Below are 8,668 nucleotides of genomic sequence, written 5' to 3' on the forward strand. Positions count from 1 at the left end.
GGTCCTCGCCCTCGGCGGCCTCGCCGTACATCCGGCGCAGACCCTCCTTGACGATGGCCGCGACCTCGTAGGCGAACGCCGGGTCGTACGTCAGCGCCGCCGGGTTGGTCGCCGCGATCACCGGCGAGTGGCCGTCGGCGTGCTGCAGGCCCTCACCGGTCAGGGTCGTACGGCCCGCGGTGGCGCCGACGAGGAAGCCGCGGCCGAGCTGGTCGCCGAGCTGCCACATCTGGTCGGCGGTCCGCTGCCAGCCGAACATCGAGTAGAAGATGTAGAACGGGATCATCGCCTCGCCGTGCGTGGAGTACGCGGTGGAAGCGGCGATGAAGTCGGCCATCGAACCGGCCTCGGTGATCCCCTCGTTGAGGATCTGGCCGTTGACGGCCTCCTTGTAGTACATCAGCTGGTCGCGGTCGACCGGCTCGTACGTCTGGCCCTTCGGCGAGTAGATGCCGAGCGACGGGAACAGCGACTCCATACCGAAGGTACGGGCCTCGTCCGGGACGATCGGGACCCAGCGCTTGCCGGTCTCCTTGTCGCGGATGAGGTCCTTGACCAGGCGGACGAAGGCCATCGTCGTCGCCATCGACTGCGTACCGGAGCCCTTGTCGAAGGCGGTGAAGGCCTTCTCGGCCGGGGCCGGCAGCGGGGCGATCGCGTGGGTACGGCGGGCCGGGGCCGGACCGCCGAGCGCCGCGCGGCGCTCCTGCAGGTAGCGGACCTCGGGGGAGTCGGCGCCGGGGTGGCCGTACGGCACCTGGCCGTCGGCGAACTGCGCGTCCGAGATGGGCAGTTCAAGAAGGTCACGCATGTTCTTGAACTCGTCGTTCGTGAGCTTCTTCATCTGGTGGTTCGCGTTCTTCGACGCGAAGCCCTCACCGAGGGTGAAGCCCTTGACGGTCTGCGCGAGGATGACCGTCGGCGCGCCCTTGAACTCCACGGCGGCCTTGTACGCGGCGTACACCTTGCGCGGCTCGTGGCCACCGCGGGAGAGGTGGAAGCACTCCAGGATCTTGTCGTCGCTCAGCAGCTGCGCCATCGCGACGAGCGCCGGGTCCTTGCCGAAGAAGTCCTGGCGGATGTAGGCGGCGTCGCGGGTCTGGTACGTCTGGACCTGCGCGTCCGGCACCTCGCGGAGGCGGCGGACGAGGGCGCCGGTGGTGTCGAGCGCGAACAGCTCGTCCCAGGCGTTGCCCCACAGCGACTTCACGACGTTCCAGCCGGCGCCGCGGAACTGGGCCTCCAGCTCCTGCACGATCTTGAAGTTGGCGCGGACCGGGCCGTCGAGGCGCTGCAGGTTGCAGTTGATGACGAAGGTCAGGTTGTCCAGACCCTCGCGGGCGGCCAGGGCGAGGGCCGCGGTCGACTCGGGCTCGTCCATCTCGCCGTCGCCGAGGAACGCCCACACGTGCGAGGCGGAGACGTCCTTGATGGCGCGGTTGGTCAGGTAGCGGTTGAAGCGCGCCTGGTAGATCGCGGAGAGCGGGCCCAGACCCATGGAGACGGTCGGGAACTCCCACAGCCAGGGCAGGCGGCGCGGGTGCGGGTAGGAGGGCAGGCCGTTGCCGCCGGACTCCTGCCGGAAGTTGTCGAGGTGGGCCTCGTTGAGGCGCCCGTCCAGGAACGCGCGGGCGTAGATGCCGGGCGCGGCGTGACCCTGGATGTAGAGCTGGTCGCCGGAACCGTCGGCTTCCTTGCCCTTGAAGAAGTGGTTGAAGCCGGTCTCGTACAGCCAGGCGGCCGACGCGAACGTGGCGATGTGACCGCCGACGCCGTACTTCGAGCCGCGGGTGACCATCGCGGCCGCGTTCCAGCGGTTCCAGGCGGTGATCCGGCGCTCCATGGCCTCGTCGCCGTCGAAGTCGGCGCCCGTCGGCTCGGAGGAGGTCGGGATGGTGTTGACGTAATCCGTCTCCAGCAGCTTGGGCAGGGCGAGGCCCGCGCCCTCGGCGTGCTGGAGCGTGCGGCGCATCAGGTAGGCGGCCCGGTGGGGGCCGGCGGCCTTGGTGACGGCGTCCAGGGAGGCCGCCCACTCGGCGGTCTCCTCGGTGTCACGGTCCGGGAGCTGGTCGAGCTCGCTCGGAATCTTGCCTACGGGATCGGTCATGATCGCCGCCTTCCGGACAGATGGGGGTGGAGAAGGGGTGCCTTGTCTGGCAGGACAGGGCGAAGGGCCGGGTAGCGGCCCGCCGAAGACTGTAAACCGGCGATCGATGATCGATCAAAGGGTTGAAGGGGAAAACCTCTTCAGATCGAGAAAGTCGGCACAGGGTGCCGTGAAACGGGGCACCCGGTGCCTTGTTTTCGCAGGTGGGAGCGGGGAGGGGCCGCTTTCTGAGGAGGGGCGCGCACGAATGAGCGGGCCCACCCGAGGGTGGGCCCGCTCACTGTCCGTGACGAGAAGGGGGCAGGTCAGGCGCGCGGCGCGCAGCCCAGCACATGCGCCTTCACCAGCGCGCCGATGTTCGGGTCGCCCCGCCGGAAGGCCTCCACCAGCTCCTGGTGCTCCTCCGCGTACGACTTCTGGACCGTGCCGAGCCAGCGGATCGACAGGGCCGTGAACACCTCGATGCCCAGCGTCTCCCAGGTGTGCAGCAGGACGGCGTTCCCCGCGGCCTTCACCAGCTCCCGGTGGAAGGCCACCGTGTGCCGCACCTGGGCCGTGCCGTCGGAGGTCGCGTCCGCCTCGTACAGGGCCGCCACGTGCGGCTCCAGGGCCGAGCAGTCGGCCGCGAGCCGGCCGGCCGCCAGCTCCGCCGCGATCTGCTCCAGACCGGCCCGTACGGGGTAGCTCTCCTCCAGGTCGGCGGCGGTCAGATTGCGGACCCGGACGCCCTTGTTCGGCGCCGACTCGATCAGTCGCAGCGACTCCAGCTCGCGCAGCGCCTCGCGCACGGGCGTCTGGCTCACCTCGAGCTCGGTGGCGATCCGGCGCTCCACGATCCGCTCGCCCGGCTTCCAGCGGCCGCTGACGATCCCCTCCACGATGTGCTCGCGGATCTGCTCGCGCAGCGAGTGGACGACGGGGACGGTCATGAAGCGGCTCCTCGGGGAGTGTTGACTCTAAAGACAATACGGCGGCGCCCCCGTCCGGAAACACTTCCGGGCGGGGGCGCCGCAGGTGAGGCTCGTTACGTTGCCTCGGCGTATGCCTTTCGGCGTACGGACTACAGACCGAGGTCGACCTCGAACTCGCCGGCCTCGAGGATCGCCTTGACCGAGGTCAGGTAGCGGGCGGCGTCGGCGCCGTCCACCAGACGGTGGTCGTAGGACAGCGCGACGTACGTCATGTCGCGGATCGCGATCGTCTCACCCAGGTCCGGGTGGTTGATGACGACCGGACGGCGCACGGTGGCGCCGATGCCCAGGATGGCGACCTGGTTCGGGGGCACGATGATCGTGTCGAAGAGCGCGCCGCGCGAACCGGTGTTGGAGATGGTGAAGGTCGCACCGGCCAGGTCGTCCGGGGTGATCTTGCTGGCGCGCACGGCGCCGGCCAGCTCCGCGGTCTTCTTCGAGATACCGGCGATGTTGAGGTCGCCCGCACCCTTGATGACCGGGGTCATCAGACCCTTCTCGGAGTCCACCGCGATACCGATGTTCTCGGTGTCGAAGTAGGTGATCGTGCCCTCGTCCTCGTTGATCCGGGCGTTGATGACCGGGTGGGCCTTCAGCGCCTGGGCCGCCGCCTTGACGAAGAACGGCATCGGGGACAGCTTGACGCCCTCACGGGCGGCGAAGGCGTCCTTGGCGCGGCCGCGCAGCTTCATCAGCTTGGTGATGTCGACCTCGACGACCGAGGTCAGCTGGGCCTGGCCGTGCAGCGCCTTCATCATGTTGTCGCCGATGACCTTGCGCATGCGGGTCATCTTGACGGTCTGACCGCGCAGCGGGGAGGCCTCCAGGGCCGGAGCCTTGGCGGCCGGAGCAGCCGCGGCCGGGGCGGCGGCGGCCTTCTTGGCCTCGGCGGCCGCGAGGACGTCCTGCTTGCGGATACGGCCGCCGACGCCCGAACCCTTGACGGCCGCGAGGTCGACACCGTTCTCGGTGGCGAGCTTGCGGACCAGCGGGGTCACGTACGCGCCGTCCTCCGCGGGTGCGGCCGGAGCCGCGGCGGGGGTCGCCGGAACCGGGGTGACGACCGCGGGGGCGATCGACGGGGCCTGGGCGGCCGGGGCCGGAGCCGCGGCCGGGGCGGCCGGAGCGGCCGGCGCGGGGGCCGGAGCCGGGGCGGCCGGAGCAGCCGGAGCCGGAGCGGCGGCGGCGGGGGCCGGAGCGGCGGCGGGCGCCGGGGCGGCCGGAGCCGGAGCGGCGGCCGGAGCCGCACCCGCGGCACCGATGACGGCGAGCTTGGCGCCGACCTCGGCGGTCTCGTCCTCGGCGACGACGATCTCCAGGAGAACGCCGGAGGCGGGGGCGGGGATCTCGGTGTCGACCTTGTCCGTGGAGACCTCGAGCAGCGGCTCGTCGGCCTCGACGGTCTCGCCGACCGACTTCAGCCAGCGGGTCACGGTGCCCTCGGTGACGGACTCGCCGAGCGCGGGCAGCACGACGTCGGTGCCGGTGGCACCGCCGGCCGGAGCGGCCGGGGCCTCGGCCGCGGGGGCCGGGGCGGCGGGGGCCTCGGCCGCGGGGGCCTCGGCGGCCGGCGCCGGGGCGGCCGGGGTCTCGGCGGCCGGAGCCGCGGCGGGCTCGGCGGCCGGGGCCTCGGCGGCGGGGGCCTCGGCGGCCGGGGCGCCCGTGCCGTCGTCGATGATGGCGAGCTCGGCGCCGACCTCGACCGTCTCGTCCTCGGCGACCTTGATGGAGGCCAGGATGCCCGAGGCGGGGGCGGGGATCTCGGTGTCGACCTTGTCGGTCGAGACCTCGAGCAGCGGCTCGTCGGCCTCGACACGCTCACCCTCGGCCTTGAGCCAGCGGGTGACGGTGCCCTCGGTGACGCTCTCGCCGAGCGCCGGCAGGGTTACGGAAACCGACATGGTTTCAGTTGCTCCTAACGAATTGCGGGAAGTGGTCGTCGCGCCCTGTGATGACGTGAGCGTCAGTCGTGGGAGTGCAGAGGCTTGCCGGCCAGGGCCAGGTGGGCCTCGCCGAGCGCCTCGTTCTGCGTCGGGTGGGCGTGGATGAGCTGCGCGACCTCGGCCGGCAGCGCCTCCCAGTTGTAGATCAGCTGTGCTTCGCCGACCTGCTCGCCCATGCGGTCACCGACCATGTGGACGCCGACCACGGCACCGTCCTTGACCTGGACGAGCTTGATCTCGCCCGCGGTCTTGAGGATCTTGCTCTTGCCGTTGCCCGCCAGGTTGTACTTGAGGGCGACGACCTTGTCCGCGCCGTAGATCTCCTTGGCCTTGGCCTCGGTGATGCCGACGGAGGCGACCTCGGGGTGGCAGTACGTCACCCGGGGCACGCCGTCGTAGTCGATCGGGACGGCCTTCAGGCCGGCCAGGCGCTCCGCGACGAGGATGCCCTCGGCGAAGCCGACGTGCGCGAGCTGGAGCGTCGGGACGAGGTCGCCCACGGCCGAGATCGTCGGCACGTTGGTGCGCATGTACTCGTCGACCAGGACGTATCCGCGGTCCATCGCGACGCCCTGCTCCTCGTAACCGAGGCCGGCGGAGACCGGGCCGCGGCCGATCGCGACCAGCAGCACCTCGGCCTCGAAGGTCTTGCCGTCGGCCAGGGTGACCTTGACGCCGTTGTCGGTGTACTCGGCGGACTGGAAGAAGGTGCCGAGGTTGAACTTGATGCCGCGCTTGCGGAACGCGCGCTCAAGAAGCTTCGAGCTGTTCTCGTCCTCGACCGGGACCAGGTGCTTCAGGCCCTCGATCACCGTGACGTCGGTGCCGAAGGACTTCCACGCCGAGGCGAACTCGACGCCGATGACGCCGCCGCCCAGGATGATCGCGGACTCCGGGACGCGGTCCAGGGTCAGCGCGTGGTCCGAGGAGATGATCCGGTTGCCGTCGATCTCCAGGCCGGGGAGGGACTTCGGCACGGAACCGGTGGCCAGGAGGACGTGGCGACCCTCGACCCGGCGACCGTCGACGTCGACGGAGGTCGGGGAGGACAGGTGGCCGGTGCCCTCGATGTAGGTCACCTTGCGGGAGGCGACGAGACCCTGCAGACCCTTGTACAGGCCCGAGATCACGTCGTCCTTGTACTTGTGCACGGCCTTGATGTCGATGCCCTCGAAGGAGGCCTTGACACCGAACTGCTCCGCCTCGCGGGTCTGGTCGGCGACCTCGCCGGCGTGGAGCAGGGCCTTCGTCGGGATGCAGCCGTTGTGCAGGCAGGTGCCGCCGAGCTTGTTCTTCTCGATCAGTGCGACGTCCAGGCCCAGCTGCGCTCCGCGCAGCGCCGCGGCGTAACCGCCGCTACCGCCGCCGAGGATCACTAGGTCGAAAACGGTGCTGGCGTCGTTCGCCACGTCACGTCCTCCATGCATGTGCGCTCGTCGCCGGTCCCCTCGTTCCCCTTTCGGGTGAGGACCGGTCGGTCGGCTGGTGTTCGGCCGCTATTTTTCGGCCCTGTGGTGGGGGCCCTGTCCTGCCGAGAACCCATCTTCGCACTTGTTGACGGATGGCGGGACGCGGGGCCGTGCTCTGAGACGGCCGATCGTCCGTACGGCGGCCGGACCAGAGCGTACGAACCTGCGGATTTCGTCGCGGGCGAACGGCGAACGGCGAACGGCGACGGCCCCGGGCACGCAGCCCGGGGCCGTCGCCGTCACACGGCTGCTCAGACCTCGCCGGCCGCCGTCAGCTCGGCCAGCCGCACCAGGGTGCGGACCGAGGAGCCGGTGCCGCCCTTGGGGGTGTAGCCGTACGGGGCGCCCTCGTGGAAGGCCGGGCCCGCGATGTCCAGGTGGGCCCAGGTGATGCCCTCGCCCACGAACTCCTGGAGGAAGAGACCGGCGACCAGGCCGCCGCCCATCCGCTCACCCATGTTGGCGATGTCGGCGGTGGGGGAGTCCATGCCCTTGCGCAGGTCCGCGGGGAGCGGCATCGGCCAGGACGCCTCGCCGACCTCCTCCGCGATCTCGTGGATCGTGGAGCGGAACTCGTCGTCGTTGGCCATGATGCCGAAGGTGCGGTTGCCCAGCGCGAGGACCATGGCGCCGGTGAGCGTCGCCACGTCGACGATCGCGTCCGGGTGCTCCTCGGAGGCGCGGGTCAGCGCGTCGGCGAGGACGAGCCGGCCCTCGGCGTCGGTGTTCAGGACCTCGACGGTCTTGCCGCTGTACATGCGCAGCACGTCACCCGGGCGGGTGGCGGAGCCGGACGGCATGTTCTCGGCGAGGGCGAGCCAGCCCGTGACGTTGACCTCGAGGCCGAGGCGGGCCGCGGCGACGACGGTGGAGAACACGGCGGCGGCGCCGCTCATGTCGCACTTCATCGTCTCGTTGTGGCCGGCCGGCTTCAGGGAGATGCCGCCCGAGTCGTAGGTGATGCCCTTGCCGACCAGGGCGAGGGTCTTCTCCGCCTTCGGGTGGGTGTAGCCGATGCGGACCAGGCGCGGCGGGTTCTCGGAGCCGACGCCGACCCCGAGGATGCCGCCGTAGCCGCCCTTGGCGAGGGCCTTCTCGTCGAGGACCTGGACCTTGAGGCCGTGCTCCTTGCCGGCGGCCTGGGCGGCGGCGGCGAAGGCGGCCGGGGTCAGGTCGTTCGGCGGCATGTTGATCAGGTCGCGGGCGCGGTTGATCTCGGCGGCGACCGCCTGGGCGCGCTCGGCGGCGGCCTTGTGGGCCTTGTCGCGCGGCTTGGCGCCGAGCAGGGCGACCTCGCCCAGCGGCTTCTTCGCGTCCTTGCCGGTCTCCTGGTACTGCGTGAAGGCGTACGCGCCCAGCAGGGCGCCCTCCGCGATGGCGGAGGCGTCCTCGGCCTCCTCGATCGGCAGCGCGAACGCGGCCTTCTTCGAGCCGGTCAGGGTGCGGGCGGCGACACCCGCGGCCCGGCGGAGGGTCTCCGCGGCGTAGGACTCGCCGTCCTCGGGGGCGGAGCCCAGGCCGACGGCGAGGACGACGGGGGCCTTGAGGCCGGCGGGGGCGGGCAGCTTGGTCGCCTCACCCTCGGCACCCGAGGCACCCAGCGTCTCCAGGACGGCGGCGAGCCGGCCGTCGAAGGCCTTGTCGACGGCCTCGGCGCCCGGAGCGACGACGAGCGTCTTCCCGGACTTCGCGACGCCGATGACGAGGGCGTCGGCGCGGAGCGTCGCCGCGCCGGCAGTGCTGAGAGTGAGAGCAGTCACGGTGGTGAAATCTCGCTTCCATTGAGTTCTGTGGCGGTCGAGGGATGGGCCGACCGTGCCCGCCGCATCGTATTTCGGCCCGGAGAGCGTCGAGAACGAGCCTACGCTCGCTCGCCCGCTTCGCTCACGGCGGCGTTGATTCACTCATCCGTGGTGTCTCTTTCATGTTTACCGTTCAGGCTCGGAGCGCTCCTTCACACTCGCCTCAGTCACGCAAGGACGACCCGCTCGTCTTCGCATCATCTGCAACATCTCCACAGGTTCGCCGCCCCGGCCCCCGGCGCGCGGGGACCTGCAGAGGGGGGACACCACCTGATGGACTCCGGCCGAATCCGTATGCCCGGAAGCACGCCCCGCACCCGCGGCGGCGCCCGCACCGCGCCCCGCACCGCCCGCGTCGCGGCCCTCGCCGCCGCCG

The 8,668-nt window shown here is 71.1% G+C and carries 5 protein-coding genes; all 5 read right to left on the reverse strand.

Annotated elements, in window-relative coordinates; translation table 11 throughout:
* Window positions 1-2,107 (reverse strand): pyruvate dehydrogenase (acetyl-transferring), homodimeric type (gene aceE, locus AMK27_RS40720; protein ID WP_073919523.1); only part of this gene is annotated, 2,107 nt, incomplete at its 3' end.
* Window positions 2,108-2,412: 305 nt separating this feature from the next.
* On the reverse strand, window positions 2,413-3,036 hold the full coding sequence (locus AMK27_RS40725) for a GntR family transcriptional regulator (protein WP_030314321.1): 624 nt from the start codon (window positions 3,034-3,036) through the stop codon (window positions 2,413-2,415).
* A 131-nt stretch (window positions 3,037-3,167) separates the two neighbouring features.
* A complete protein-coding gene (gene sucB, locus AMK27_RS40730) occupies window positions 3,168-4,979 on the reverse strand; it encodes a 2-oxoglutarate dehydrogenase, E2 component, dihydrolipoamide succinyltransferase (RefSeq protein WP_073919525.1) in 1,812 nt (603 codons plus the stop codon).
* A gap of 62 nt (window positions 4,980-5,041) precedes the next feature.
* Complete coding sequence (lpdA, locus tag AMK27_RS40735; protein WP_073919526.1) at window positions 5,042-6,430, reverse strand: dihydrolipoyl dehydrogenase; 1,389 nt, start codon at window positions 6,428-6,430, stop codon at window positions 5,042-5,044.
* Between the two features lie 311 nt (window positions 6,431-6,741).
* Window positions 6,742-8,250, reverse strand: coding sequence for a leucyl aminopeptidase (locus AMK27_RS40740; protein WP_073919528.1), 1,509 nt, complete (start codon window positions 8,248-8,250; stop codon window positions 6,742-6,744).
* Window positions 8,251-8,668: the final 418 nt, after the last annotated feature.

The organism is Streptomyces sp. CB02009 (genome assembly GCF_001905825.1).
In the GTDB taxonomy this organism is placed as follows: domain Bacteria; phylum Actinomycetota; class Actinomycetes; order Streptomycetales; family Streptomycetaceae; genus Streptomyces.